Consider the following 24,702-nt stretch of genomic DNA (forward strand, 5'->3'; position numbering starts at 1 on the left):
GGGAGCGGAGCGACTGCACAGATACCCCAGCCTAGGCCGGGTGACAAGCGTTACGGCGTGAAAAAGCCGGTTTACGTCGGGCGCATCACCTTGCGGGTGTCGCCGTGGGCAGGTTGTGCCCACGACGGCGCCGGTCACACCTTGAAGTTGGCGATCAGGCCATGCAGGTTGCGGGTCATGCCGGTCAGCTCGTCGCTGACGTTCACCGTGCTTTGTGCCTCATGGGCATTGCTGTCGCTGAGGCTCTTGATCTCCAGGGTGTTCTGTTCGACGCCCTGCACGACCGCCGCCTGCTGCTCGGCGGCTGAGGCGATCTGGATGTTGTGATCGATGATCTGATCCATGCTGCCGGTGATCTGCTCGAAGATGCTCGCCGTCAGGGTGATCTGCTCGACGCTCTGCGCTGCGCTCTGGTGGCTGCCACGAATGGTCTTGACCGCGCTGCCGACCTGCTGGCGCAGACGGGCGATGGTCTGGTCGATCTCGCCGGTCAGCTCGTGGGAGCGAATCGCCAGGCTGCGCACCTCGTCGGCCACTACGGCGAAGCCGCGGCCCTGTTCGCCGGCGCGTGCGGCCTCGATGGCGGCATTGAGCGCGAGCAGGTTGGTCTGTTCGGCGACGCTCTTGATCAGGTCGACGGCCTTGGCGATCTCCTCGCTTTCCTTTTCCACCGAGGTGATGGCGCCGATGGAGTCGTCCATCTCGCTGAACAGCTGGTTGATGCGCGACACGGCGTGATCGACCTGCACGCGGCCTTCGCGGCACTTCTCGCCGGCCGTGTTGGCCTTGTCGGCAGTCACGTGCGAGTTCTGGCTGACCTCCTGGACGTTGCTGACCAGCTCGCTCATCGAGGTGGCGATCAGTTCCAGTTCGTTGGCCTGGCGCTCGACGCTGCGCTGGCTGGTGGAGGCGCTGTCGCTAACGCTCTGCGCCTTGTCCAGGGTGGTCTCGGAGAAGCGCGCGACCTGGGCGATCAGCTCGCTCATGCGCGTCTGCATTTCGTTGAAGTCCTGGGCCAGGTCGCCCAGCTCGTCGCGCGCGTCAGTTTGCACGCGCTGGCGCAGGTCGCCTTCGGCCATGCGCCGGGTGGCACTGGTCAGGTCGCGGATGGCGCCACGTACCGACAGGTAGAAACCGACGAACAGGTACACCAGCACCATCACCACCAGCAACAGGGTGCCGGCCCACAGCACCAGCTCGCGCAGGTTGGCGTCGGCGCGGGCCTGCAGCAGCCCGGCGGTTTCCGCCAGCAGCAGGTTGCTGGCCTTGTCCAGCTCGGCGACCTGCGGTGCGTAGGATTCATAGCGTTGCAGCCACTGCTCCACTGCGTTCTGGTCGAAGTAGCCGCTCTGCGTATAGGTGTCGATGATCTCGCGCTTGTACTGTTCGGCGCCGCTGCGCGCGGCTTCGCTCATCAGTTGCTGCGCCTCGGCATTGCCCTTGGCCTCGATGCCATCGGCATAGCGCTGCAGGGTGTTGAGCTGGTTGACGATGGCCGGGCGCGACGAGGACTCGAGGAAGCCGTAGGCGGTCATGTAGCTGGCATAGGCGCGGGTCTGGTTGAGCGTCTCGTACAGCGGCAGCATCTGGTTGAGCAGCAGATCCACGTTGCGGTAGATGCGTGGGTTGCTGTCCTGGCTCAGCTTGGAAACGGCCGCGATCTCGCGCATGTTGGCGCTCAGGTCATGCACCGAACTGGCGTGCTCGATCATCTGCGAACTCAGGCCCTGCACCGACAACTTCTTGTCCACGGCGTAGCCGGGGTCGGTTTCGGCCAGCTTCATGCCGGCGAACTGGCTGCCATCGAGCCAGGCATTGAGCCTTCCGATGCTGCTTACCAGCGCCTGGCTGCGGCGCTCGATTTCCTGCTTGGCGTCATCCTTGTTACGCGCATAGCCGATCACGTGCATGCCGGCCTGCTCCAGGGCCTGGCGATACACCGGCAGGTATTGCTCGATGGTCTGCAGGCCATGCAGCTCATGGCGCGACTGCTCCAGGGTCGCATTCACATCGGCCAGCTTGCTCAGCGATAGCCAGCAATAGGGCAGCATGAAAACGGTGAAGATCAGCAGAAACTTGTGGGCGTAGCGCGCGCGGTTCATCAACGTCAGAACCGGTTTGAAGAAGAACATCTTAAGCCTCGAAAACCAGGAATTACGACAGCCAAGCGTACGGCCAAGGCAGCGGAGAATGACGGAGGTGCGAGCCTCTCTGGCGTTTTGCCAGCAAGAAACTTGCCGTCATTTATATGGCGACGTGAAGCTGACATCAATAGCTAGATGTTGCCGCGATCCCGATCGGGCGCGCTCGCAATGCCTGTAAGCCTGATGGGGTGGTGTGTCGAAAGATGTGCCCTGTTTTGGTGTTCGATGCGCCGTGCTGGTGCGTAAATCAGGCCTCGGCCAGCGCGTCGAGAAAACTTTCCAGCACCAGGTGTGCACGTCGCCCCTTGCGTGTCACCGCTGCCAGGTTGATGTCGTAGTAGCGGCTGCTGGCCTTGAGCGCGCGCAGTCGTCCCTGCTGTACCCAGGCCTGGGCGTAGTGATCCGGAAGGTAACCAATGTAACGCCCGGTGAGGATGAGGAAGGCCATGCCTTCACGATCCGAGGCGCTGGCCGTGCAGTTGAGCGCCTGGTAATGGCTCTGCACTTCGGGTGGCACGCGGAAGGTCGGGGCGATCGCTTCCTGGGCGTTGAGCCGTTCGTCCTCCAACTGCTGGTCATCGACATAGAACAGCGGGTGGCCGACGGCGCAGTAGAGCAGCGAGCGCTCGTCGTACAGCGCCTGGTATTCCAGGCCGGAGAGGGCGCCCACCTGTGGCACCACGCCGATGTGCAGGCGCCCGTCGAGCACGCCCTGTTCCACTTCCGAGGGTGGTGTCATACGGATGTGGATGCGCACCTCCGGCCCTTGCTCCTTGAGACGCGCCAGGGCATTGGTGATGCGCATGTGCGAGATGGTCACCAGGTTGTCGGTCAGGCCGATGTTCAGTTCGCCGCGCAAATGACGGTGCAGACCGTTGACCTCGGTGCGAAAGCTCTCCAGCGCGCTGAGCAATTGCAGGGTGCTCTGGTACACCTCGCGGCCTTCCTCGGTCAGGGCGAAGCCGGCGCGTCCACGTTGGCACAGGCGCAGACCGAGTCGCTGCTCGAGGTCGCTCATCTGCTGGCTGATGGCCGAGCGGCCGATGCCAAGGGCGCTTTCCGCCGCGGAAAAACCGCCGCATTCCACTACGCTGCGAAACAGCTTGAGCAGGCGGATTTCAAAGTCGCTGACCTGGGCCAGCGGATCGGGGCGGCGGCTGCTCATTTGTTTAGTAAGCCTTGAACTGAGGTTAAGAAAAGTATTGTTTTACTGACTCTATGCCCGTGGCACCTTTGCTGGCAACTGATTCACTCCCTTCGTAGGAGTGGCTTGAGCCGCGATTGCTGTCGATTTTCGCGGCTAAAACCCCTCCCACGCTGTTCCCGATCATGCCGCCACTGCCGAGGCCACCCCGATGAACATGCCGCAGACCGCAACCCCGTCCCTGGCCAGCCAGCTCAAGCTGGATGCGCACTGGATGCCGTTCTCCGCCAACCGCAACTTCCAGCGTGACCCGCGCCTGATCGTCGGTGCCGAAGGCAGCTGGCTGGTCGACGATCAGGGCCGCAAGGTCTATGACAGCCTGTCCGGTCTGTGGACCTGCGGCGCCGGCCACTCGCGCAAGGAAATCCAGGAAGCCGTGGCCAAGCAACTCGGCACTCTCGACTACTCGCCGGGCTTCCAGTATGGCCACCCGCTGTCGTTCAAGCTGGCCGAGCAGGTTGCCGACCTGATGCCGGGCGAGCTCAACCACGTGTTCTTCACCGGCTCGGGCTCCGAGTGCGCCGACACCGCGGTGAAGATGGCCAAGGCCTACTGGCGCCTCAAGGGCCAGGCCTCCAAGACGCGTTTCATCGGTCGTGCCCGTGGCTACCACGGCGTCAACATCGCCGGCACCGCGCTGGGCGGCATCGGCGGTAACCGCAAGATGTACGGCCAACTGATGGACGCCGACCACCTGCCACACACTCTGCAACCGGGCATGGCCTTCACCAAGGGCATGGCCGAGACCGGTGGCGTGGAGCTGGCCAACGAGCTGCTCAAGCTGATCGAGCTGCACGACGCTTCCAACATCGCCGCGGTGATCGTCGAGCCGATGTCCGGTTCGGCTGGTGCCATCGTGCCGCCGGTGGGCTACCTGCAACGCCTGCGCGAGATCTGCACGCAGCACAATATCCTGCTGATCTTCGACGAAGTGATCACCGGTTTCGGTCGCATGGGTAAGTGGAGTGGCGCAGAGTACTTCGGTGTGACTCCGGATCTGATGAACGTCGCCAAGCAGATCACCAACGGCGCCATCCCGCTGGGCGCGGTGATCGCCAGCAGCGAGATCTACAACACCTTCATGCAGCAGCCGTCGCCGGAGCACATGATTGAGTTCACCCACGGCTACACCTACTCGGCCCACCCGGTGGCCTGCGCCGCCGGTCTGGCGACTCTGGAGCTGCTCAAGCGCGAGAACCTGATCCAGCAGGCCGCCGAGTTGGCGCCGAAGTTCGAGAACGCCCTGCATGGCCTGAAGGGCGCCAAGCACGTGATCGACATCCGCAACTGCGGCCTGGCTGGCGCATTGCAGATCGCCCCGCGTGACGGCGACGCCGTGATCCGTCCGTTCGAGGCCGGCATGGCGCTGTGGAAGGCGGGTTTCTACGTGCGCTTCGGTGGCGACACGCTGCAGTTCGGCCCGACCTTCAACGCCAAGATCGAAGACCTCGACCGCGTGTTCAACGCCGTCGGCGACGCCCTCAACGGGATCGCCTGATGAGCGAACGTGCCAAGGCCGTTGCCACGGTTCAGCTCGACACCGACAAGGTCATCGTCACCGAGTGGCGCTTCGCCCCCGGTGCCGAGACCGGCTGGCATCGCCACGGCATGGAATATGTCGTGGTACCGGTCACCGATGGTGAGCTGCTGTTGGAGACGCCCGAAGGCGAGCGGCGTGCGCCGCTGGTGCTCGGTCAGAGCTACACGCGGCAGATCGGTACCGAGCACAACGTGATCAACCCGTGCGCGCACGAAGTGGCCTTCATCGAAATCGAGCTGAAATCGCCATGACCGTGCGGGCACGCGCACAGGCGCTGGCTGCAGTGCAGGCGTTACAGTCGGTGGCCCTAGTGACAATCCGGCGCTCAGGCGCCGCCGCGGGAGCGTCCCGCCAACCCCTTTCCGTTCCAGCGAGCAGAGAATAACCATGAGCACAATCAAGCACCTGATCAACGGCGAACTGGTTGCCGGTAGCGGCCGCACCGCTCCGGTGTACAACCCGTCCACCGGTGACTCCACCACCCAGGTCGGTCTGGCTGACCGCGCCACCATGCAACTGGCCATCGATGCCGCCAAGGCTGCCTACCCGGCCTGGCGCAACACCCCGCCGGCCAAGCGCGCGCAGATCATGTTCCGCTTCAAGCAACTGCTGGAGCAGAACGAGAACGAAATCGCCGCACTGATCAGCGCCGAGCACGGCAAGACCATCGAAGACGCCGTTGGTGAGCTCAAGCGTGGCATCGAGAACGTCGAGTTCGCCTGCGCCGCCCCGGAAATCCTCAAGGGCGAATACAGCCGTAACGTCGGCCCGAACATCGACGCCTGGACCGACCTGCAGCCGGTCGGCGTGGTTGCCGGCATCACCCCGTTCAACTTCCCGGCCATGGTGCCGCTGTGGATGTATCCGCTGGCCATCGTCTGCGGCAACTGCTTCATCCTCAAACCGTCCGAGCGTGACCCGAGTTCTACCCTGTTCATCGCCGAGCTGCTGAACCAGGCCGGCCTGCCCAAGGGCGTGCTGAACGTGGTCAACGGCGACAAGGACGCGGTCGATGCGCTGATCGAAGCGCCCGAGGTCAAGGCCCTGAGCTTCGTCGGTTCCACGCCGATTGCCGAGTACATCTATAGCGAAGGCACCAAGCGCGGCAAGCGCGTACAGGCTCTGGGCGGCGCCAAGAACCACGCCGTGCTGATGCCCGATGCCGATCTGGACAACGCTGTCAGCGCGCTGATGGGCGCGGCCTATGGCTCCTGCGGCGAACGCTGCATGGCCATCTCCGTGGCCGTGTGCGTGGGCGACCAGATCGCCGACGCGCTGGTCGACAAGATCGTTCCGCAGATCAAGGCACTGAAGATCGGTGCCGGCACCTCCTGCGGCCTGGACATGGGCCCGCTGGTTACCGCTGCCGCGCGTGACAAGGTCAAGGGTTACATCGACGCGGGTGTCGAGCAGGGCGCCAAGTTGGTGGTCGATGGCCGTGATCTGGTGGTCGCTGGCAACGAAAACGGTTACTTCGTCGGCGGCACCCTGTTCGACAAGGTGACCCCGGAGATGACCATCTACACCGACGAAATCTTCGGCCCGGTGCTATGCATCGTTCGCGTCGGCAGCCTGGAAGAGGCCATGCAGTTGATCAACGATCACGAGTACGGCAACGGCACCTGCATCTTCACCCGTGACGGTGAAGCGGCGCGTCTGTTCTGCGACGAGATCGAAGTGGGCATGGTCGGCGTCAACGTACCGCTGCCGGTGCCGGTCAGCTACCACAGCTTCGGCGGCTGGAAGCGCTCGCTGTTCGGCGATCTGCACGCCTACGGCCCGGACGGCGTGCGCTTCTACACCCGCAAGAAGGCCATCACCCAACGCTGGCCGGCGCGCAAGAGCCACGAGGCCGCGCAGTTCGCCTTCCCTAGTAATGGCTGAGTGAGCTGAGGCTTTGAATGAAAAGGCCGGTCGTAAGACCGGCCTTTTTCGTTGTGCCGCCAGATCACCGCTCCAGCTCACATGTTGAGAGCGCGAGCGTGCAATACGACTGGTATTGGCTGATACGGACTGAGCGACACCTGCATCCCATCACTGACGTACCCGGCGATCGATACGTAGGGTGCGCCGTGCGCACCGAAGTCGGCGCATCTGCTATCGGCGTACCCCATCCGCGCAGGCATCGAGTGCTACCTGATCGACATCAGCCCCTTTCGTTAGCGGGACAGGCGGTGGTTCCTGCGCAGGTCGACCAGATCCTGATAGGTACAGGTTTGCGGCTGCGGGCCAGTCAAGTCATAGCAGCGCTGGCCGAAGCCCATCGGCCAGTAGGCGATGCCGACCGGAGGCCAGAAGATCGAGGCGACGCGGAAACGTGTCTTCAGGCGACCACTCTGGATGACATGGGCTTGCTTGTCCTCCAGCCGATAAGGCACGCCGCCTGCTGCGCCCCACGAAAATGGACGAGTCTTGACCAGGCCTTCTTTGTGAGGCGTCGGGCGCTCGTTGACGATGAGGGTGCTCTCGCTGGGGAGCTTGACCCAGGTGGCAGTGGAGCAACCGCTGACGATGAGCGCGGCTGCCAGCATGGCGGCGGACTTGAAGGAAGACATCTGGATTACATCCCTGTCGTGAGTGCTAAAAAGGGGCGCGTACTATAAAGGCTTATGGCCATTATCGGGTGCCGAATTTCCCCTAAAAACAAGTCCCTTGTGCAGCGATAAAGCGAAAGTCCGTTCGCAGAATCGGCCTTTTGACTATCGACCCTATACATATCTCCCCTTGGTCGCCTCTGGTAAAACAGCCGGCAGGTAGAAAAGGGAGAAGGACAATGACCGAACCATTCATGCTGGATCTACACGCATACCTCGAGCGGCTGGGTTATTCCTCGGCGCCACCCCCTACCCTCGACACCCTGCGCGGGCTGCAGGCGCGGCATACCGCTGAAGTTCCCTTCGAAACCTTGTCGACCATGCTGCGCGTACCGGTCGAGGTCGAACCCGCAGCGATTCAGGACAAACTGCTGCGCCAGGGCCGTGGCGGTTACTGCTTCGAGCTCAACCGCCTGTTTCTCCTGCTGCTACAGGCGCTGGGTTTCGACGCACGCGGGCTGACCGGGCGCGTGGTCATGGGCGGGCCGGAAGATGCCTTGCCGGCTCGCACCCATATGCTGGTGCTGGTGACCTTGGGTGGCGTGCGCTACATCACCGACGTCGGCTTCGGCGGTATGGTGCCGACCGGCCCCTTGCTGCTCGACAGCGAGGCCGAACAGGCCACGCCGCATGAGTCCTACCGCCTGACGCTGGCGGACGGCACCTACACCCTGCGAGCGCTGGTGGCGGGTAGCTGGCGGGCGATGTACGTGTTCGATCTGCAGAAGGTGGCGGATATCGATTACGTGGTGGGCAACTGGTACGTGTGTACCCATCCGGATTCTCCCTTCCTCGGCCAGATGATCGCCGCGCGCACCGGCCCAGGCTTGCGCAAGACCCTGAATAACGGCAGCTTCGCCATCCACCGACTGGGGCTGGCGAGTGAGCGGGTGCAGTTGCGGAGTGTCGATGAGGTGCTGGAGGTACTGCGCGAGGAGTTTGGCATTCAGGTACCGGAGCATCCTGAGCAGCGGGGGATCATCGAGCGGCTGATTGCGGGGGCATAAAAGGGAGGGCCGGATGGCATCACCGATTTTGGATGAGAGGACTTTAGCCACCGCCCGAGCCTATCTCCGTCTGTAGGAGCGGCTTCAGCCGCGAAAATCTCAGATGCCAACTGATCTCAGCGATGGTGTGTGAGCAGTTCCCGCACCTAATCTAGGGGGGATGGCGAACACCAACATCATTTATGTGTGGTGAAAGTGTCACGCCATAGCCCATCAAGCGATCCTTTGAGCCGGCTCACTCTCCCTACGCGAGTGAACCGTAGTGCGATCAGGCCAGTGCCGTGCGCTGTCGACCTTCCACCCGACGCTTCAACGCCGCACCTTCAACGATTTCCAACCCGCCGCCTTGGGCGCGGGCGGAGCGGCCCCAGTCTTCCAGCAGCTCCATGCAGGCGTGGTCGATATAGCTGACCCGCGCCAGGCTCAGGTGCAGGCAAGTGCCGGGCTCGACGCTGGCCAGCAGCTTGGCCAGTTGTGGCACTCGGAGGAAGGTGGCAGCGCCGCTCATGCGCAACTCGGCGCTGTTCGGGCCGGTTGGTACCAGCTTCATGCGCAGGCGCGAGGCATTCCAGGCCAGTTTCAGCAGGGTCAGGGCGAAGCCCACCAGCACGCCGGTCAGCAGGTCGGTGAAAACGATGCACAGCGCCGTGGCGGCATAGATGAGCACAGGCGCCCGTCCGTACTGACCGAGGTTGCGCATGGCCTTGGGATCGACCAGTTTGCAGCCGGTATACACCAGCACTGCGCCCAGGCTGGCCACTGGGATGCTCTGCAGTACGCCGGGCAGCAGCGCGACTAGCGCGAGTAGCCAGGCGCCGTGGAGGATGGTCGAGGCGCGGCCGCGAGCGCCGGCCTGGACGTTGGCCGAGCTGCGCACGATCACGCCGGTCATCGGCAGGGCGCCGACCGCGCCACAGAGCATGTTGCCGATGCCCTGGGCGGACAGTTCGCGGTTGAAGCGCGCACGCGGGCCGTCGTGCATGCGGTCTACGGCGGCGGCGGACAACAGCGTTTCGGCGCTGGCGATGAAGGCCAGGGCCAGGGCGGCGACCAGCAATTGCGGATCGGCCAGGCTGGCCAGCCCTTGTGGGGTGATCCAGTCGATGGCATCGCCCAGGTTGGCCGGCAGCTCCACGCGCTTGACCGGCAGCGTGAGCCACAGGCTGGCCAGGGTGGCGAGCGTCACACCGACCAGGGCGCCAGGTAGAAAGCGCAGCGGTGCCGGGCGAAAGCGCTCCCACAGCCAGATGCTGGCAATGGTACCGAGGCCCACTGCACCGGCGATCATGGCATTGCTGCCGAGCAGGCTCAGCGCATCATGCATGGCGCCGGGGAATGCCAGCAGATTGTCCAGGCCGGAGGCCCTGGGCGCAGCATCGATCATCACGTGCACCTGTGACAGCACGATGAGGATGCCGATACCGGCCAGCATGCCGTAGACCACGGCTGGCGCAGTGACACGAAACCAGCCGCCCAGGCGCAAGGTGCCGGCGACCAGCTGGATCAGGCCGGCCAGCAACAATACCGGGCCGAGTGCGGCTATGCCGTGGGTGCGTACCAGCTCGAATACCAGTACGGCGAGGCCGGCAGCCGGGCCGCTGACCTGTAGCGGTGCGCCGGCGAGAAAACCGACCACCAGGCCACCGATGATGCCGGTGATCAGCCCCTTGGCGGGCGGCATGCCGGAGGCGATGGCAATGCCCATGCACAGTGGCAGGGCGACGAGAAAGACCACGACGGACGCTAGTGCGTCCCGTGGCAGTGTGCGAAACACATTCATGAGGTGATCTCCTGGCCCGAATTGCGGGCAAAAGCAACCCGTGCCTACACCAACATCCGGTGCAGGCTCGGGGGAACGGTTGGGTCAGGCGCTGGCGTAGCGAGGTTGTGGGGTGGCGCAGGGCTGTTCGTCGCCATCGAGCGGAAGGAAGCTGCCCGATGCGGCGTCGTAGGCGCGGATGTTGCCGCTGTCGATGTCATAGACCCAGCCGTGGATCTGCAGTTGGCCGCTGGCCACGCGTGCAGCGACGGAAGGGTGGGTGCGCAGGTGGTCGAGTTGGGCCACCACGTTCTCTTCGGTCAGTACGCCGAGGGTTTCATGGGCGCTGCCGCAATTGCAGTTGTCCGCCACTACGCTGCGCGCCACCTCGGCATGGCGCAGCCAGGCGCGCACGGTGGGCATGCCATCGAGGCTGGCCGGGTTGAGCACGGCCTTCATCGCGCCGCAGTCGGAATGGCCGCAGACGATGATGTGCTGCACGCCGAGCGCCAGTACGGCGTACTCGATGGCAGTGGAGACGCCGCCATTCATCTGCCCATACGGCGGCACCACGTTACCCACGTTGCGGGTGACGAACAGGGTGCCGGGGTCGCTCTGGGTGATCAGCTCTGGGACGATGCGCGAATCGGCGCAGGTGATGAACATCGCACTGGGCGCCTGTGCCGAGGCCAGGCGCTTGAACAGTGCCTGCTGCTGCGGGTAAACCTCCTGGCGAAAACGCCGAAAGCCCTGCAGCAGTTGTTGCAGGGCGGCCTGGGCGTTGTCCTTGGCGACTGGGCGCAGGGTGTTGCCGGTTCGGGAAGCGGTTGAGTTCATCGTTGCAGCTCCTGTGATTTTCATCGGTGACGTTCTCGACTGCTGGCCAAACGCCTGTGACCAATCGGTCACTTCCGCTGCAACGATAAGGATTCTTACTTAAGCAAAACTGAACGAGAGGCTCTAAAACGCCACTATCGGCGAGCTGGCAGGCGTATGGCGAGAACCACTGCTCGCCATCGAGCCCGGCGGCTTGCCAGGCGCCGCACTGCTCGGGATGATGCGCGCTCTACTCCATTGCCAGGGAAGGTTACTCATGCGCGCCCCCGTACTGATCACTTTGTGTCTGTCGCCCGTGCTCGCTGCTGCCGAAGGCACGCTCACTGCCACTGTCGTTCATGCCGACTTTTCTCAGGCTCCGGAAGTGCGCCTGCTGGTGCGTGTGCTGGATGAGGCTTTTGCTACCGATCAGGAGTCCATCGTCAGTCAGTGTCCGGTGGCCAGGGCGGCAGGCGAGCATCTGGCGCCGGACAGTTGCTTTGAGGTGACGATCGACGAGGGGAGCGGGGCGGTTCAGCCAATGAGTCAGACGCTGCTCGCCAGGCCTGAGCGCGCCAGCGACCCGATCTACCTGGAACTGGTTTATCGCAGCCAGCTGAAGCCGCTCTATGACGACGTCTACAGTCGGCCGACGGCACGCTTGCGGGTGGAGACCAATGGTTTCTACAACTGGAATGATGAGATGCCCCAGGCCTTGCCGCAGAACGTGATGGCTCTGGGCGGAATCAATGCGCTGGTGCTGGGGGATGCCGATGCGTTGCTCAATGCAGCTTACCGCGAGCGTCTGCGGCAATTGTCGGATGAGGCGAGTAGCGCCTTGCGTCAGGCGCAGCGCAACTGGATTGCCATGCGTGATGCCGAATGCAAGCCCTACGGCGAGCAACAGCCTTATTCGGTATTTGGCGAATTCAGCTACGACTGCCTGGTACGCCTGACGCTCGACCGCGCCCGCCAGCTGGCGGTGGTACGCGGTGACCAGAGTTGATCAATGTTCGCCCTTCATTGCGCCGCTGAGGCCGAACATCAGCACCAGCAGGTTGGCGTCCGGTTTGGCGTCGGTTGGCATCTGCTTTCGCAACGGGATTGGGGGGCAGGGCTCTACGGCGGTGCAGTCGTGCGCTGCCAGGACGCGCGGGCCGGGTTCTTGCCAGGCGGCGGCGGCAATTGCCGTCACGCTTAGAGCAAGGCCGAGGAACAAACCTCGTGCTATTTCTAATTTCATTTTGCTAACCCCTTGAAAGCGCTGCCAAACGCCGTTCGCTAAACCTAGATCACCTATCGCCTTGTCGCCGTCCTGTGCGACGAACGGTCTTGGGCCTATGCGCAAAAGTGCCTGCGTATCGGTGATGTTTCATAAAACGTTTCGTCAGAACTGCGCTCGACGACTTTCGCATAGACCCTGGCGTGTAGCGGACGCCAGCCGGGGCTGTGGTGGGACACGGGCCTTATCGGTTGGTTCAGTCATTGTGTGGGTAACGTCTTAACGTAACCTTAGGTACCTGTTACAGCCCCTTGTAACAGCCGACCCTGGCAGTTGCAGTTGCCTGAAAGTTTTCCCGTTACCGGTGTAAAGGTGCGAGGTAGAGCCACTTCCTGGTGGGCGTTCTGCGAATGAAGCACGGTGACGCGGATAAAACTCTGCCGGCATTGGGCCGGCAGACGTTTGCTCAGGCAAGAGCTGTGCCGAGACCCTTGGCGCCGTCGGCGAATATCTGGCGATAACCCTGCAGCAGTTGTTGCCAGTCGGCATCCGCCCAGGGGCTGTGGCGTCGCAGTTGGGGGAGGTCGTGTTGGGCGGCTTGGACGCGCGTCAGGCGGCGGCGGCTTTTTTCCAGATCCAGCAGAGCGACCTGCGGCGTCTCGCCGTCGATGCGTACGAAGATATGTTTTGCGTACAGGCAACCATGTTGCCAGCGCCCCAGGTGCATACGTGCCAGGGTTGCGCCGACAAGTTGCAGCAGTTGGGTATGTACGGCCTCGCCACAGACTTCGCGGCCGCCTTGGGCGTACCAGCTTTCGATATCCACGAAGCCTTCCAGCTCGGCAGTTACCAGCAGGCCGCGCCATCCTTGCTGTGGGTCATGTTCGACCCCGCAGTAGACCAGCTTGGGAACAGGCACGCCGAGCGCATCCAGTGCCAACAATGCACTGCGCTCGCGCAGGACGGTCGGGCGCCCTTGTGGATGCAAGAAGCTGCGATAGATATGGCCGATCTGTCTTTTGGCATAGAGCACGCCGGTCTCATCCAGTAGGCGCTGTACACCGCTCTCGCCGCCGCGGCGTACGTTGGGTTCTTCAACCCACTCACCTTGCTGTTGCCACCAGTGCTGGAAGGCTTGCTGAGGTATTTCGCTCGTGCTGCAAAGGGCCATGTTCTTGTTCTTCTATTTGATGGTTTGCGCAGCACTCGTTTCGTGAACGAGGGCTACGGCGTTCATGGTTGCCAAGAAACATAAGCAAACAACGTTCCCGAGTCCACAGAAAACGGTTCTGGATTTTCCGAGCGGTAGCGCTTTTTCGCAGGCATAAAAAACCCCGCGACTAGCGCGGGGTTCTTGGTACTGCGTGGGTGCCGGTCGGCTTACATCATGCCGCCCATGCCACCCATACCGCCCATGCCACCCATGTCAGGCATGGCCGGAGCCTTGTCATCAGCCGCTTCGGCAACCATGGCCTCGGTGGTGATCATCAGGCCGCCGATAGAGGCAGCAGCTTGCAGCGCCGAACGGGTGACCTTGGCCGGATCGAGAATACCCATCTCGATCATGTCGCCGTAGGTATCGGTAGCAGCGTTGAAGCCGAAGTTGCCCGAACCTTGCTTGACCTTGTCGACCACTACGCTCGGCTCGCCGCCAGCGTTGGCAACGATCTGACGCAGCGGCGCTTCGACAGCGCGACGCAGCAGAGCGATACCGACGTTCTGGTCTTCGTTGTCGCCTTTCAGGCCTTCGATGGCCTGCAGGGCGCGCACCAGGGCAACACCACCGCCAGGCACCACGCCTTCTTCGACGGCAGCGCGGGTAGCGTGCAGGGCGTCTTCAACGCGGGCTTTCTTCTCTTTCATCTCGACTTCGGTGGCAGCGCCAACCTTGATCACGGCAACACCGCCAGCCAGTTTGGCCAGACGCTCTTGCAGCTTCTCTTTGTCGTAGTCGGAAGAGGTTTCTTCGACCTGCTTGCGGATCTGGGCAACGCGGGCTTCGATGTCTACCTGAGCGCCAGCACCATCGATGATGGTGGTGTTGTCCTTGTTCAGGACAACGCGCTTGGCGTTACCCAGGTGCTCCAGAGTGGCGCTTTCCAGGGACAGGCCAACTTCTTCGGAGATCACGGTACCGCCGGTCAGGATGGCGATGTCCTGCAGCATGGCCTTGCGGCGGTCGCCGAAGCCTGGAGCCTTGACGGCAGCGACTTTGACGATGCCACGCATGTTGTTGACGACCAGGGTAGCCAGGGCTTCGCCTTCGACGTCTTCAGCCACGATCAGCAGCGGACGGCCGGCTTTGGCAACGGCTTCCAGAACTGGCAGCAGCTCGCGGATGTTGGAGATCTTCTTGTCGACCAGCAGCAGCAGCGGGCCTTCCAGCTCGGCAACCATGGTGTCCGGCTTGTTGATGAAGTACGGCGACAGGTAACCGCGGTCGAACTGCATGCCTTCTACGACGGACAGTTCGTTTTCCAGGCCCGAGCCTTCTTCAACGGTGATGACGCCTTCTTTGCCGACCTTGTCCATGGCTTCGGCGATGATGTCACCGATGGAGCTGTCGGAGTTGGCGGAGATGGTGCCGACCTGAGCGATGGCCTTGGAGTCGGCGCACGGCTTGGCCAGGTCTTTGAGCTGAGCAACGATGGCGGTGGTGGCCTTGTCGATGCCGCGCTTCAGATCCATCGGGTTCATGCCGGCAGCGACGGACTTCAGGCCTTCGTTGACGATGGCTTGAGCCAGTACGGTAGCGGTGGTGGTGCCGTCACCGGCAGCGTCGTTGGCCTTGGAGGCAACGTCTTTGACCAGCTGGGCGCCCATGTTTTCGAAGGCGTCTTTCAGTTCGATTTCCTTGGCAACCGAAACACCGTCTTTGGTGATGGTCGGGGCGCCGAAGGATTTGGCCAGCACCACGTTACGGCCTTTCGGGCCGAGGGTGGCTTTTACGGCGTCAGCCAGGACGTTGACACCAACGAGCATTTTCTTGCGGGCGGAATCGCCGAATTTGACTTCTTTAGCTGCCATGTTCTTGTTTCCTCAATTCTTTGACGATTAACGGGAAATCGTGGGTGATCAGGCTTCGACGACAGCGAGGATTTCGTTCTCGCCCATTACCAGCAGGTCTTCGCCGTCGACCTTGACGGTGTTGCTGCCGGAATAGGGGCCGAATACCACTTTGTCACCGACCTTCACAGCCAGCGGACGGACTTCGCCATTGTCCAGAACCTTACCGGTACCGACGGCAACGACTTCACCTTGGTTCGGCTTCTCGGCGGCCGAACCCGGCAGCACGATGCCACCAGCGGTTTTGGTCTCTTCTTCGCTGCGACGGATCACGACGCGGTCATGCAGAGGACGAAGCTTCATTGTCGATCTCTCCTAACAATTTAATGGCCAACTTGCCGACTCTGTGTGGTCGGCGGGTTTGTAAAATCCGGCGGGGCCGGACGCGGCACGCTGGGCGCACCGCGGAAGTTGGACTGCCTCAGAGGGCAGGCACCTTGCGGTGACTGCTACATGTGGGCGGGTGAGGGCATTTCAAGGGTACTGACGTAAATTTTTTACATGTGCCAGGTATGGCGAGGGAATGGGCGCCAGGAAGTGGGGCGCCCTGGGGGCGGGTCAATCGCGGCGTTCGTATTCACCTTCAAGCACATTCGGACGCGTCTGTCCGGAGCGGGCAGCGGCATCATCGAAGAAGGCCCGCTGGCGTAGGGCCTGTTCCTCGGCACGGCGGCGGATCTTGCCGACCAGCAGGCGACGCGTGAAGGGAATCAGGCAGAGCACGCCGAGCATGTCGCTGATGAAACCTGGCAGGATCAGCAGGCCACCACCCACTGCGATCAGCAGGCCTTCGAGCATCTCTTGTTCAGGCAACTCACCGCGCGCTAGGCGCTCGCGTGCTCGCCAGGCAGTGGCGACCCCGGCAACGCGTAGCAGGATGCTGCCGAGCACTGCGGTACCGATCACCAGCAGCAAGGTGGGGAATACACCGATGGCGCTGCCGACCTTGATCAGCACGGCCAGCTCGATGATCGGAAACAGCAGGAAGAGAAACAGAAACGCACGCATGATCTGTGGATCCTTGGCGGAAGCGAACTTCCAATAGGGTGTAAGTATGGCGCTTTAGCCTGAATTCAAGCTGAAGCCGGCCCGGATGGCGGCCACTGGTCGGCGCGAGCCAACATCACCAGGGCTTCGCGCGCTTGTCCCGGGTTGTTGCAAGGTGTTGGGAAGGCTAGCCAATAAAGGCTTTGGCCAATGCGTAGATGGAAACCTTCACTGTCGACACCGGCCATCTGTGCGGGTTCATGCTTAGGTAACCCGGCCAGCTCGACATAGTGGGCGATGGCCTTGGCGTGGTCTTCGTTCATGTGCTCGACCATGCTCGTTTCGCTGCCGTTCGTCGTGAAGGGGTTTGCCAGAGCCACGTCATCGAGCCAGTGGATGGCGCCAAAACCGCCGATGAACCGCCAGCGCACGGGTTGCAGTCGCCAGAAATCGAAGTCATGCGCCCGGTGGTAGTCGCGTGACTGGGGGAAAAAGCGGTAATAACGCTGTGCGGCCGCTTCGATCTCGCCTTCGTCATGCAGCTGTTCGGCTTCGGCGAGCAGAGTGAGGCGGCCGACTGCCTGCACATCCTCTGCGCCACGCTCGCCGACCAATAGCGAGCACTTGGCGTCCTGCTTGAGGTTATGGGTGTGCTGGGCGATGCGACTGATGAGGATCAGCGGCCTGCCTTCGGCATCCAGGCAATAGGGCACCACCGATCCGAAAGGGAAACCCGGCATGGCCTTGGAGTGGGTGCTGAGCACGCCACGGTATTCCTTGAGCAGCAATTCTCGTGCATGCTTGCCGGCTTTCACGCTCACCTTAATGACTCCTCGCAAAGAATCCGTAATAAACGGACAGACGCCCTAGCATAGCGGTTAGCGGGCATCAGCGGGGCCGGTAAAAGCTGCACCTTGAGGGGAATAGCGATGCAACTGAAAGACAAAGTCATCATCATCACTGGTGGTTGCCAGGGGCTGGGGCGTGCCATGGGCGAGTACCTGGCGAGCAAGGGGGCCAAGCTGGCGCTGGTGGATCTTAATCAGGAAAAGCTGGATGACGCTGTAGCTGCCTGCAAGGCTGCCGGTGGTGATGCTCGTGCCTATCTGTGCAACGTGGCGAATGAAGAGCAGGTGACCCATATGGTCGCCCAGGTTGCCGAGGACTTTGGCGCCATCAATGGCCTGGTCAACAACGCCGGTATTCTGCGCGATGGCCTGACCATCAAGGTCAAGGATGGCGAGATGACCAAGATGAGCCTGGCGCAGTGGCAGGCGGTGATCGACGTCAACCTGACTGGCGTGTTCCTCTGCACCCGTGAAGTGGCGGCGAAGATGATCGAGCTGAAGAACGAAGGCGCGATCGTCAATATCTCCTCCATCTCCCGTGCCGGCAACATGGGCCAGGCCAACTACTCCGCAGCCAAGGCTGGCGTCGCTGCCGACACCGTGGTCTGGGCCAAGGAGCTGGCGCGCTATGGCATTCGTGTGGCGGGTGTGGCGCCGGGTTTCATCGAAACCGACATGGTCGCCAGCATGAAGCCGGAAGCCCTGGAGAAGATGACCTCGGGCATTCCGCTCAAGCGCCTGGGCAAACCGGCCGAGATCGCTCACTCGGTGGCCTACATCCTGGAAAACGACTATTACACGGGTCGTGTCCTGGAACTCGACGGCGGTCTGCGTCTGTAATCCGCCAGGCCTGAACGAAAAACGCCCCGACTGGTTCGGGGCGTTTTCGTTTCTGCAGGTGGTGCGCACGGCGCACCCTAGGGTCAGGATTCTGGTTTGATGCGTGCGGCTTTCTGTAGGATGCGCTGTGCGCACTGCTATTTCTTAATGCGTACGAGCGACCGCGAAGCGGCTCAACTCGATCAGCGCATCGCGATACTCGCCAGCCGGTAGTACATCCAGGCAGGCGATGGCGCGTTCGGCATAGTCGCGGGCCAGTTGCGCGGTGTAGTCCAGCGCACCGGCCGTTTCGACGGCTGCACGGATGCTTTCCAGATCTTCGATACCGCCTTTCTGAATCGCCTGGCGCACCAGCGCGGCCTGCTCGGCGGTGCCTTCACGCATGGTATAGATCAGCGGCAGTGTGGGTTTGCCTTCTGCGAGGTCATCGCCGACGTTCTTGCCCAGGCTGGCAGCATCGCCCTTGTAGTCGAGCAGGTCGTCGACCAGCTGGAAGGCCACGCCAAGGTGATCGCCAAAGGTACGTAGTGCTTCGCGCTGCGCTTCGCTGGCGCTGGCCAGGGCGGCGGCACTATGGGTGGAGGCTTCGAACAGCATTGCGGTCTTGGCGCGGATGACTTCCATATAGGTGTCTTCCGTGGTGCTGGCGTCGCGCACCTTGGAGAGTTGCAGCACTTCGCCTTCGGCGATCACGCGAGTGGCGTGGGAGAGAATCTTCATCACCGGCATGGAGCCGAGTTCGACCATCATTTCGAACGAGCGTGAATAAAGGAAGTCGCCTACCAGCACGCTTGGTGCGTTGCCCCACTGGGCATTGGCGGTGCTGCGGCCACGGCGCATGTCGGACATATCGACCACATCGTCGTGTAGCAGGGTGGCGGTGTGCAGGAACTCGATGGTCGCGGCCAGCAGGCGCAGATCATCACCTTGGTAGCCGAGGGCCTTGCCGCTGAGTAGAACCAGCAGTGGGCGCAGGCGTTTGCCGCCGGCGGAGATGATATAGTCGCCGATCTTTTCCACCAGCGGCACGCGCGAGACCACCTGCTGGCGAATGATGCCATCGACGGCGGTGAAATCGTCCGCTACGACGCGGTAAAAAGCCTGGGGTTGCATCGACAAGAGGCGCTCCTTCTGAACTGCGCGGCATGCTAGGTGGCAGGGTAATTGCTGTCAAGGCAAGCGCCCGCGGGCCTTGCGTCGGGTCAATGGCTTGCGTACAATCGCGCACCCTGAACATTCCCCCTGGGTATTTCCCTGCCTTACGCAATTGCAAGGGTGTCACTTCCGGCCCCGAGCAGCCATGCCAGCCAATAACGACTCTTCTAAAGCGCTGGGTGAGCAGGATCAACGGAGATTTACCATGTACGCAGTAATTGTTACCGGTGGCAAACAATACAAGGTCGCCGAAGGCGAATTCCTGAAAATCGAGAAACTCGAAGTTGCTACCGGCGAAGCCGTTACCTTTGACCGCGTTCTGCTGGTCGCCAACGGTGACGACGTCAAGATCGGCGCTCCTGTCGTAGACGGTGCCAAGGTTGTCGCAGAAGTCGTTTCGCAAGGTCGTCACGATAAAGTGCGCATCATCAAGTTCCGTCGTCGTAAGCACCACATGAAGCGTCAGGGCCACCGTCAGTGGTTCACTGAGATCAAAATCACCGGTATCCAGGCCTAATTCGTCGGCCCGACCACTTATTTGGAGTATTGACTCATGGCACACAAAAAAGCTGGCGGTTCTACCCGTAACGGCCGCGATTCCGAAAGTAAACGCCTTGGCGTGAAAATGTACGGTGGCCAGGTCATCAAGGCCGGCAACATCATCGTGCGTCAGCGCGGCACCCAGTTCCACCCCGGTTTCGGCGTGGGCATCGGCAAAGACCACACCCTGTTCGCTAAAGTCGAAGGCGTGGTCAAGTTCGAAGTGAAGGGCGCTTTCGGCCGTCGCTACGTGAGCGTCGTTCAGGCCTAATTGCCTACGCGCTGGAAAAGCCCTGTCCGTAGGACGGGGCTTTTTTGTTTGTGTATCTTTGGTTCGCTTGCCAGATCCGCTAGTTCTGGATGATCCGGCAAGCGTTCCCCCTAGCCCGCAAACGAAGCGGGAGGCATATCCATGAAATTCGTCGACGAAGTATCGATTTTTGTAAAAGCCGGTGACGGTGGTAACGGCATGATGAGCTTCCGCCGTGAGAAGTTCATCGAGAAGGGCGGTCCCAACGGGGGCGACGGTGGGGACGGTGGCTCGGTGTTTCTTGAGGCCAACGAGAACCTCAACACCCTGATCGATTACCGCTATACCCGCAAATTCCTGGCGCAGAATGGCGAGAAGGGCGGCAGTACCGATTGCACCGGCGCCAAGGGCGAAGACCTGATCCTGCCGGTGCCGGTCGGCACCACGGTGATCGACGTCGCCACCCAGGAAGTGATCGGTGACCTGATCAAGCCAGGTCAGCGCCTGATGGTCGCGCAGGGTGGCTGGCACGGGCTGGGCAACACCCGTTTCAAGTCCAGCACCAACCGGGCGCCGCGGCAGACCACACCGGGCAAGCCGGGCGATTCGCGTGACCTCAAGCTGGAGCTGAAAGTGCTGGCGGACGTCGGTCTGCTCGGCTTGCCCAACGCGGGCAAGAGCACCTTCATTCGCGCTGTTTCGGCTGCCAAGCCGAAGGTAGCCGATTATCCCTTCACCACCCTGGTGCCGAACCTGGGTGTGGTTAGCGTTGACCGCTTCAAGAGCTTCGTCGTCGCCGACATTCCCGGCCTGATCGAAGGCGCTTCCGAAGGCGCTGGTCTGGGTATCCGCTTCCTCAAGCATTTGGCGCGTACTCGACTGCTGCTGCACCTCGTGGACATGGCTCCGCTGGATGAGAGCGATCCGGCCGAAGCTGCGCAGGTGATCATCGACGAGCTGGGTCGTTTCAGCCCGGCGTTGGCCGAGCGTGATCGCTGGCTGGTGCTGAACAAGATGGATCAGATTCCGGAAGAAGAGCGTGAGGCGCGCAAGGCCGATATCGTCGCTCGCCTGAACTGGGAAGGCCCGGTCTATGTGGTCTCGGCGATCAGCCGCGATGGCACCGAGCGCATCAGTCGCGACATCATGCATTACCTGGAAGTGCGCGGTGAGCGCATCGCCGAAGATCCGGTGTTCGCCGAGCAACTGGCCGAGCTGGATCAGCGTATCGAAGATGAAGCCCGTGCTCGTCTGCAGGCGCTGGATGACCAGCGTGCGCTGCGTAAATCCGGGGTGCGCAGCGTCGATGATATCGATGAAGACGATGACTTCTTCGATGATGAAGACGACGATGGCCCGGAAATCATTTACGTCCGGGATTAAGCAAATTTTCAACGCCGCTTAATTGCGGCGTTTTTGTAGGTGGGGTGGATTCCCGCCATTTCTGGCTAAGGTTGGAAGATCATGCGTGACAAGGTGACCGGCGCGCGGCGCTGGGTGGTGAAGATCGGCAGTGCGCTGTTGACCGCTGACGGGCGTGGCCTGGATCGGGCGGCCATGGCGGTATGGGTCAAGCAGATGGTGGCCTTGCGTGAGCAGGGCGTCGAGCTGGTGCTGGTGTCCTCTGGCGCCGTGGCGGCCGGTATGAGCCGCCTGGGCTGGACGAGCCGACCTAGCGCGATGCATGAACTGCAGGCTGCCGCCGCCATCGGTCAAATGGTGCTGGTGCAGGCTTGGGAATCCAGCTTTGCCGAGCACAGCCGCCGTACGGCGCAGATTCTCCTGACTCACGATGATCTGTCCGATCGCAAGCGCTACCTGAACGCGCGCAGTACCCTGCGCACGCTGGTCGATCTCGACGTGGTGCCGGTGATCAACGAGAACGACACGGTCGTCACCGACGAGATTCGCTTCGGCGACAACGATACGCTGGCTGCATTGGTGGCCAACCTGGTCGAAGCCGATCTGCTGGTGATCCTCACCGACCGCGACGGCATGTTTGACGCCGACCCGCGGCACAATCCTGATGCCAAGCTGATTCACGAAGCCCGTGCGGATGATCCGGCGCTGGACGCCGTGGCCGGTGGTGTCGGTGGCGCGCTGGGGCGTGGTGGTATGCAGACCAAGCTGCGTGCATCGCGCCTGGCTGCGCGTTCTGGCGCGCATACGGTGATCGTCGGTGGCGCCATCGAGCAGGTGCTGGCGCGGCTCAAGGCTGGTGAGCGCCTGGGTACGTTGCTGGCGCCTGAGCGCGGTCTGCTGGCGGCGCGCAAGCAGTGGCTGGCGGGTCACCTGCAGACACGTGGCACTCTGGTGTTGGACGCCGGTGCCGTGAAAGCCCTGAGCCAGGATCGCAAGAGTCTGCTGCCGGTGGGCGTGAAGGCCGTGCAGGGCAGCTTCCGTCGTGGTGAGATGGTGGTCTGCGTATCGCCTGACGGTCGTGAGATTGCGCGGGGGCTGGTCAACTACAGTGCTCTGGAGGCGCAGAAGATCATCGGTCAGTCTTCCGATGCCATCGAGAGGCTGCTGGGTTACGTGGATGAGCCGGAGTTGGTGCACCGGGACAACTTGATCCTGGTCTGAGTCGTTTCGAGCGAAGGAGGGGGCCATGCGTCTGTTCAAGGGATCTGTACTGGGGTTGTTGCTATTGCCGAGCCTGGCGCTGGCCGAGACCATCGGCGAAGTGTCCACGGTGTTCAAGTGGGTCGGTCCGAACGACAAGATCGTCGTCGAGGCCTTTGATGATCCCAAGGTGGATGGCGTGACCTGCTACCTGTCGCGTGCCAAGACCGGTGGCGTGAAGGGTGGCTTGGGTCTGGCCGAGGATCGCGCCGAGGCCTCTATCGCCTGCCGTCAGGTCGGCCCGATTGCATTCAAGGGCAAGCTCAAGGATGGCGAGGAAGTCTTCAAGGAGCGCACCTCGCTGGTGTTCAAGACCATGCAGGTGGTGCGTTTCTTCGATCAGAAGCGCAACACTCTGGTGTACCTAGTCTACAGCGACCGGGTGATCGAAGGCAGTCCGCAGAATGCGGTAACCGCCATACCGATCCTGCCCTGGGCTCGCTAGTGCTTGGGGTGTGCGATGCGCACACACTTTGTGTTTCATCCCCAAGCGTCGCCCACAAAAAAACCGCCCCGAGGGGCGGTTTTTTCATGCTGCTGATCAGGCGCTGGGCGTATCGAGCTGCAGTCGCTGGTTGGACTGCGCCTGCACTTCGCGGTAGCGCTCGGCGTCCTTGGACAGGACGTCGGCCATGGCCGGGAAGATCTCGTCCAGCTTGCTACGCCACTCTTCGCTCTTGGCCTGCTCCGGGAAGCAGCGGCGAACCAGGTCGAGCATGATCGACACTGTTACCGAGGCGCCAGGCGAGGCGCCGAGCAGGGCGGCGATGGTGCCATCCTGTGCCGCGACCAGTTCGGTGCCGAATTGCAGGATGCCGCCGTTCTTCGCGTCCTTCTTGATGATCTGCACGCGTTGGCCGGCCACTTCCAGGCGCCAGTCTTCGGCTTTGGCTTCCGGGTAGAAGCCACGCAGGGTTTCCAGGCGCTGCGCTTCGGACTGCATCACTTCCTTGATCAGGTAGCGGGTCAGATCCATGTTGTCGCGCGCTACCGCCAGCATCGGGCCGAGGTTGTTGGGGCGTACCGACAGTGGCAGGTCGAGGAACGAACCGTGCTTGAGGAACTTGGTGGTGAAGCCGGCGTAGGGGCCGAACAGCAGGGATTTCTTGCCATCCACGACGCGGGTGTCGAGGTGCGGTACCGACATGGGCGGCGAGCCCACGGCGGCCTGGCTGTAGACCTTGGCCTGATGCTTGGCGACCACTTCGGGGTTGTCGCAACGCAGCCATTGGCCGCTGACCGGGAAGCCACCGAAGCCTTTGCCTTCGGGGATGCCGGACAGCTGCAGCAGGGGCAGTGCGCCGCCGCCAGCGCCGAGGAAGACGAACTTGCTCTTGAGTTGGCGAGTGGCACCGGAGCGGGTGTCCTTGATGCTCACCAGCCAGCCCTGACCGTCACGCTTGAGGTCGGTGACTTTCTGGTTGCAGGTCACCTTGGCGTTCGGCTGGGTAACGAGGTAGTCGAGCATCTGCTGGGTGACGGCGCCGAAGTTGACGTCGGTGCCGGCTTGTACGCGGGTCATGGCCAGCGGCTCGCTGGTGTCGCGACCTGGGATCAGCAGCGGCGCCCACTCGGCGATGGTGGCGCGATCTTCGGTGTACTCCATGCTTTTGAAGGCATGGTGCTGGCGTAGTGCCTCGAAGCGCTTCTTCAGGAACGCGGCACCGCTGTTGCCGCGCACGAAGCTCATGTGCGGAACAGGGTTGATGAACGACTTCGGCGAGTTGATCGCGCCTTTCTCGATCAGGTAGGCCCAGAACTGCTTGGACTCCTCGAACTGGGCGTTGATGCTCACCGACTTCTTGATGTCGATACTGCCGTCGGCGCCTTCCGGGGTGTAGTTCAGCTCGCACAGGGCCGCATGGCCGGTGCCGGCGTTATTCCAGGGGTTGGAGCTTTCAACTGCGCCGGACTCGCGCAGCTCCACCACTTCCAGCGTGATACCGGGGTTGAGTTCCTTGAGCAGTACGCCCAGGGTCGCGCTCATGATGCCGGCGCCAACCAGCACCACGTCTACGCTTTGGGAATCGTTATGCGCCATTAACCTCTCTCCAAGAAATACTGCACCAGATAGGCAGGCCTATCGGCCGGCCGGGGCTATACCGCTG

Annotated in this window: 24 protein-coding genes and 1 pseudogene; 11 read left to right on the forward strand and 14 right to left on the reverse strand. The window is 62.2% G+C overall.

Annotated features, from left to right (window positions below; genetic code table 11):
- Positions 1-134: 134 nt before the first annotated feature.
- The 3 genes and pseudogenes from HS968_RS26615 to HS968_RS05725 form a co-directional block, all read right to left on the reverse strand.
- Positions 135-998 (reverse strand): methyl-accepting chemotaxis protein, encoded by an 864-nt coding sequence (locus tag HS968_RS26615; protein ID WP_407681653.1) that lies wholly within the window; start codon positions 996-998, stop codon positions 135-137.
- A gap of 42 nt (positions 999-1,040) precedes the next feature.
- A pseudogene (locus HS968_RS26620) lies at positions 1,041-2,132 on the reverse strand (HAMP domain-containing protein); the annotation flags it as partial.
- Positions 2,133-2,391: 259 nt separating this feature from the next.
- Positions 2,392-3,309 carry a LysR family transcriptional regulator gene (locus tag HS968_RS05725; protein WP_182370523.1) on the reverse strand — a complete coding sequence of 306 codons (918 nt, stop codon included), beginning with the start codon at positions 3,307-3,309 and terminating at the stop codon, positions 2,392-2,394.
- 190 nt (positions 3,310-3,499) lie between these two features.
- On the opposite strand from HS968_RS05725, the gene HS968_RS05730 reads away from it, so the two are divergent.
- The 3 genes from HS968_RS05730 (at position 3,500) to HS968_RS05740 (ending at position 6,772) form a co-directional block, all read left to right on the forward strand.
- The gene (locus tag HS968_RS05730; protein ID WP_119694699.1) at positions 3,500-4,846 is read left to right on the forward strand and encodes an aspartate aminotransferase family protein; all 1,347 of its coding nucleotides are present in this window, start codon (positions 3,500-3,502) and stop codon (positions 4,844-4,846) included.
- Positions 4,846-5,139: a cupin domain-containing protein gene (locus tag HS968_RS05735; RefSeq protein ID WP_119694698.1), complete on the forward strand. Its 294-nt coding sequence runs from the start codon at positions 4,846-4,848 to the stop codon at positions 5,137-5,139. Before HS968_RS05730 ends, HS968_RS05735 begins: the two co-directional genes overlap by 1 nt.
- A gap of 136 nt (positions 5,140-5,275) precedes the next feature.
- Positions 5,276-6,772, forward strand: a complete 1,497-nt coding sequence (locus HS968_RS05740) for a CoA-acylating methylmalonate-semialdehyde dehydrogenase (RefSeq protein WP_182370524.1) — start codon at positions 5,276-5,278, stop codon at positions 6,770-6,772.
- 275 nt (positions 6,773-7,047) lie between these two features.
- Here the strand turns inward: HS968_RS05740 and HS968_RS05745 are convergent, their stop codons facing one another.
- Positions 7,048-7,443 carry a phosphatidylethanolamine N-methyltransferase family domain-containing protein gene (locus HS968_RS05745; protein ID WP_182370525.1) on the reverse strand — a complete coding sequence of 132 codons (396 nt, stop codon included), beginning with the start codon at positions 7,441-7,443 and terminating at the stop codon, positions 7,048-7,050.
- Positions 7,444-7,661: 218 nt separating this feature from the next.
- Between HS968_RS05745 and HS968_RS05750 the strand changes: the two genes are divergently transcribed.
- Positions 7,662-8,489, forward strand: a complete 828-nt coding sequence (locus tag HS968_RS05750; RefSeq protein WP_182370526.1) for an arylamine N-acetyltransferase family protein — start codon at positions 7,662-7,664, stop codon at positions 8,487-8,489.
- Between the two features lie 268 nt (positions 8,490-8,757).
- Here HS968_RS05750 and HS968_RS05755 read toward each other — a convergent pair whose 3' ends face one another.
- Together HS968_RS05755 and HS968_RS05760 are read right to left on the reverse strand one after the other, a co-directional pair.
- Positions 8,758-10,269 carry a SulP family inorganic anion transporter gene (locus tag HS968_RS05755; RefSeq protein ID WP_182370527.1) on the reverse strand — a complete coding sequence of 504 codons (1,512 nt, stop codon included), beginning with the start codon at positions 10,267-10,269 and terminating at the stop codon, positions 8,758-8,760.
- A gap of 84 nt (positions 10,270-10,353) precedes the next feature.
- Entirely contained in the window at positions 10,354-11,085 is a 732-nt protein-coding gene (locus HS968_RS05760) for a carbonic anhydrase (RefSeq protein ID WP_407681642.1), read from the reverse strand.
- Between the two features lie 256 nt (positions 11,086-11,341).
- On the opposite strand from HS968_RS05760, the gene HS968_RS26315 reads away from it, so the two are divergent.
- Complete coding sequence (locus HS968_RS26315) at positions 11,342-12,070, forward strand: lysozyme inhibitor LprI family protein (protein WP_119694693.1); 729 nt, start codon at positions 11,342-11,344, stop codon at positions 12,068-12,070.
- Here the strand turns inward: HS968_RS26315 and HS968_RS05770 are convergent, their stop codons facing one another.
- From HS968_RS05770 to HS968_RS05795, 6 genes are all read right to left on the reverse strand, one after another.
- Positions 12,071-12,307: a hypothetical protein gene (locus HS968_RS05770; RefSeq protein ID WP_119694843.1), complete on the reverse strand. Its 237-nt coding sequence runs from the start codon at positions 12,305-12,307 to the stop codon at positions 12,071-12,073.
- Positions 12,308-12,752: 445 nt separating this feature from the next.
- Positions 12,753-13,457: a lipopolysaccharide kinase InaA family protein gene (locus HS968_RS05775; protein ID WP_182370528.1), complete on the reverse strand. Its 705-nt coding sequence runs from the start codon at positions 13,455-13,457 to the stop codon at positions 12,753-12,755.
- 209 nt (positions 13,458-13,666) lie between these two features.
- Positions 13,667-15,313 (reverse strand): chaperonin GroEL, encoded by a 1,647-nt coding sequence (groL, locus tag HS968_RS05780; RefSeq protein WP_119694691.1) that lies wholly within the window; start codon positions 15,311-15,313, stop codon positions 13,667-13,669.
- Between the two features lie 48 nt (positions 15,314-15,361).
- Complete coding sequence (locus HS968_RS05785) at positions 15,362-15,655, reverse strand: co-chaperone GroES (protein WP_017675400.1); 294 nt, start codon at positions 15,653-15,655, stop codon at positions 15,362-15,364.
- Between the two features lie 255 nt (positions 15,656-15,910).
- A complete protein-coding gene (locus tag HS968_RS05790; protein WP_106739046.1) occupies positions 15,911-16,360 on the reverse strand; it encodes an FxsA family protein in 450 nt (149 codons plus the stop codon).
- 65 nt (positions 16,361-16,425) lie between these two features.
- Entirely contained in the window at positions 16,426-17,160 is a 735-nt protein-coding gene (locus tag HS968_RS05795; protein ID WP_182370529.1) for a HugZ family pyridoxamine 5'-phosphate oxidase, read from the reverse strand.
- Between the two features lie 108 nt (positions 17,161-17,268).
- Here HS968_RS05795 and HS968_RS05800 point away from each other — a divergent pair, with 108 nt between their 5' ends.
- A complete protein-coding gene (locus tag HS968_RS05800) occupies positions 17,269-18,027 on the forward strand; it encodes an SDR family oxidoreductase (RefSeq protein WP_106739048.1) in 759 nt (252 codons plus the stop codon).
- Positions 18,028-18,171: 144 nt separating this feature from the next.
- Here HS968_RS05800 and HS968_RS05805 read toward each other — a convergent pair whose 3' ends face one another.
- On the reverse strand, positions 18,172-19,140 hold the full coding sequence (locus tag HS968_RS05805; protein ID WP_182371579.1) for a polyprenyl synthetase family protein: 969 nt from the start codon (positions 19,138-19,140) through the stop codon (positions 18,172-18,174).
- A 247-nt stretch (positions 19,141-19,387) separates the two neighbouring features.
- On the opposite strand from HS968_RS05805, the gene rplU reads away from it, so the two are divergent.
- From rplU to HS968_RS05830, 5 genes are all read left to right on the forward strand, one after another.
- Positions 19,388-19,699 (forward strand): 50S ribosomal protein L21, encoded by a 312-nt coding sequence (gene rplU / locus HS968_RS05810; RefSeq protein WP_119694687.1) that lies wholly within the window; start codon positions 19,388-19,390, stop codon positions 19,697-19,699.
- A gap of 36 nt (positions 19,700-19,735) precedes the next feature.
- Positions 19,736-19,993, forward strand: a complete 258-nt coding sequence (gene rpmA / locus HS968_RS05815) for a 50S ribosomal protein L27 (RefSeq protein WP_031303584.1) — start codon at positions 19,736-19,738, stop codon at positions 19,991-19,993.
- Between the two features lie 141 nt (positions 19,994-20,134).
- Entirely contained in the window at positions 20,135-21,355 is a 1,221-nt protein-coding gene (gene cgtA / locus HS968_RS05820; protein ID WP_106739051.1) for an Obg family GTPase CgtA, read from the forward strand.
- Between the two features lie 81 nt (positions 21,356-21,436).
- Positions 21,437-22,555, forward strand: a complete 1,119-nt coding sequence (gene proB, locus HS968_RS05825; RefSeq protein ID WP_182370530.1) for a glutamate 5-kinase — start codon at positions 21,437-21,439, stop codon at positions 22,553-22,555.
- A 25-nt stretch (positions 22,556-22,580) separates the two neighbouring features.
- Complete coding sequence (locus tag HS968_RS05830; RefSeq protein ID WP_182370532.1) at positions 22,581-23,039, forward strand: CreA family protein; 459 nt, start codon at positions 22,581-22,583, stop codon at positions 23,037-23,039.
- 96 nt (positions 23,040-23,135) lie between these two features.
- On the opposite strand, the gene mqo is transcribed toward HS968_RS05830, so the two are convergent.
- On the reverse strand, positions 23,136-24,635 hold the full coding sequence (gene mqo, locus HS968_RS05835) for a malate dehydrogenase (quinone) (RefSeq protein ID WP_182370534.1): 1,500 nt from the start codon (positions 24,633-24,635) through the stop codon (positions 23,136-23,138).
- Positions 24,636-24,702: the final 67 nt, after the last annotated feature.

The sequence above is a fragment of the Pseudomonas berkeleyensis genome (assembly GCF_014109765.1).
GTDB lineage: Bacteria > Pseudomonadota > Gammaproteobacteria > Pseudomonadales > Pseudomonadaceae > Aquipseudomonas > Aquipseudomonas berkeleyensis.

Bases quoted from the DNA above. Each gene is read 5' to 3' on its own strand.
- HS968_RS05800 (WP_106739048.1), top strand. From the start codon at position 17,269: ATGCAACTGAAAGACAAAGTCATCATCATCACTGGTGGTTGCCAGGGG.
- HS968_RS05745 (WP_182370525.1), bottom strand. From the start codon at position 7,443: ATGTCTTCCTTCAAGTCCGCCGCCATGCTGGCAGCCGCGCTCATCGTC.
- HS968_RS05775 (WP_182370528.1), bottom strand. From the start codon at position 13,457: ATGGCCCTTTGCAGCACGAGCGAAATACCTCAGCAAGCCTTCCAGCAC.
- HS968_RS26315 (WP_119694693.1), top strand. From the start codon at position 11,342: ATGCGCGCCCCCGTACTGATCACTTTGTGTCTGTCGCCCGTGCTCGCT.
- HS968_RS26615 (WP_407681653.1), bottom strand. From the start codon at position 998: ATGCAGACGCGCATGAGCGAGCTGATCGCCCAGGTCGCGCGCTTCTCC.
- HS968_RS05830 (WP_182370532.1), top strand. From the start codon at position 22,581: ATGCGTCTGTTCAAGGGATCTGTACTGGGGTTGTTGCTATTGCCGAGC.
- rpmA (WP_031303584.1), top strand. From the start codon at position 19,736: ATGGCACACAAAAAAGCTGGCGGTTCTACCCGTAACGGCCGCGATTCC.
- HS968_RS05760 (WP_407681642.1), bottom strand. From the start codon at position 11,085: ATGAACTCAACCGCTTCCCGAACCGGCAACACCCTGCGCCCAGTCGCC.
- rplU (WP_119694687.1), top strand. From the start codon at position 19,388: ATGTACGCAGTAATTGTTACCGGTGGCAAACAATACAAGGTCGCCGAA.
- HS968_RS05735 (WP_119694698.1), top strand. From the start codon at position 4,846: ATGAGCGAACGTGCCAAGGCCGTTGCCACGGTTCAGCTCGACACCGAC.
- HS968_RS05740 (WP_182370524.1), top strand. From the start codon at position 5,276: ATGAGCACAATCAAGCACCTGATCAACGGCGAACTGGTTGCCGGTAGC.
- proB (WP_182370530.1), top strand. From the start codon at position 21,437: ATGCGTGACAAGGTGACCGGCGCGCGGCGCTGGGTGGTGAAGATCGGC.
- mqo (WP_182370534.1), bottom strand. From the start codon at position 24,635: ATGGCGCATAACGATTCCCAAAGCGTAGACGTGGTGCTGGTTGGCGCC.
- HS968_RS05805 (WP_182371579.1), bottom strand. From the start codon at position 19,140: ATGCAACCCCAGGCTTTTTACCGCGTCGTAGCGGACGATTTCACCGCC.
- HS968_RS05790 (WP_106739046.1), bottom strand. From the start codon at position 16,360: ATGCGTGCGTTTCTGTTTCTCTTCCTGCTGTTTCCGATCATCGAGCTG.
- cgtA (WP_106739051.1), top strand. From the start codon at position 20,135: ATGAAATTCGTCGACGAAGTATCGATTTTTGTAAAAGCCGGTGACGGT.
- HS968_RS05785 (WP_017675400.1), bottom strand. From the start codon at position 15,655: ATGAAGCTTCGTCCTCTGCATGACCGCGTCGTGATCCGTCGCAGCGAA.
- HS968_RS05750 (WP_182370526.1), top strand. From the start codon at position 7,662: ATGACCGAACCATTCATGCTGGATCTACACGCATACCTCGAGCGGCTG.
- HS968_RS05725 (WP_182370523.1), bottom strand. From the start codon at position 3,309: ATGAGCAGCCGCCGCCCCGATCCGCTGGCCCAGGTCAGCGACTTTGAA.
- HS968_RS05755 (WP_182370527.1), bottom strand. From the start codon at position 10,269: ATGAATGTGTTTCGCACACTGCCACGGGACGCACTAGCGTCCGTCGTG.
- HS968_RS05730 (WP_119694699.1), top strand. From the start codon at position 3,500: ATGAACATGCCGCAGACCGCAACCCCGTCCCTGGCCAGCCAGCTCAAG.
- HS968_RS05770 (WP_119694843.1), bottom strand. From the start codon at position 12,307: ATGAAATTAGAAATAGCACGAGGTTTGTTCCTCGGCCTTGCTCTAAGC.
- groL (WP_119694691.1), bottom strand. From the start codon at position 15,313: ATGGCAGCTAAAGAAGTCAAATTCGGCGATTCCGCCCGCAAGAAAATG.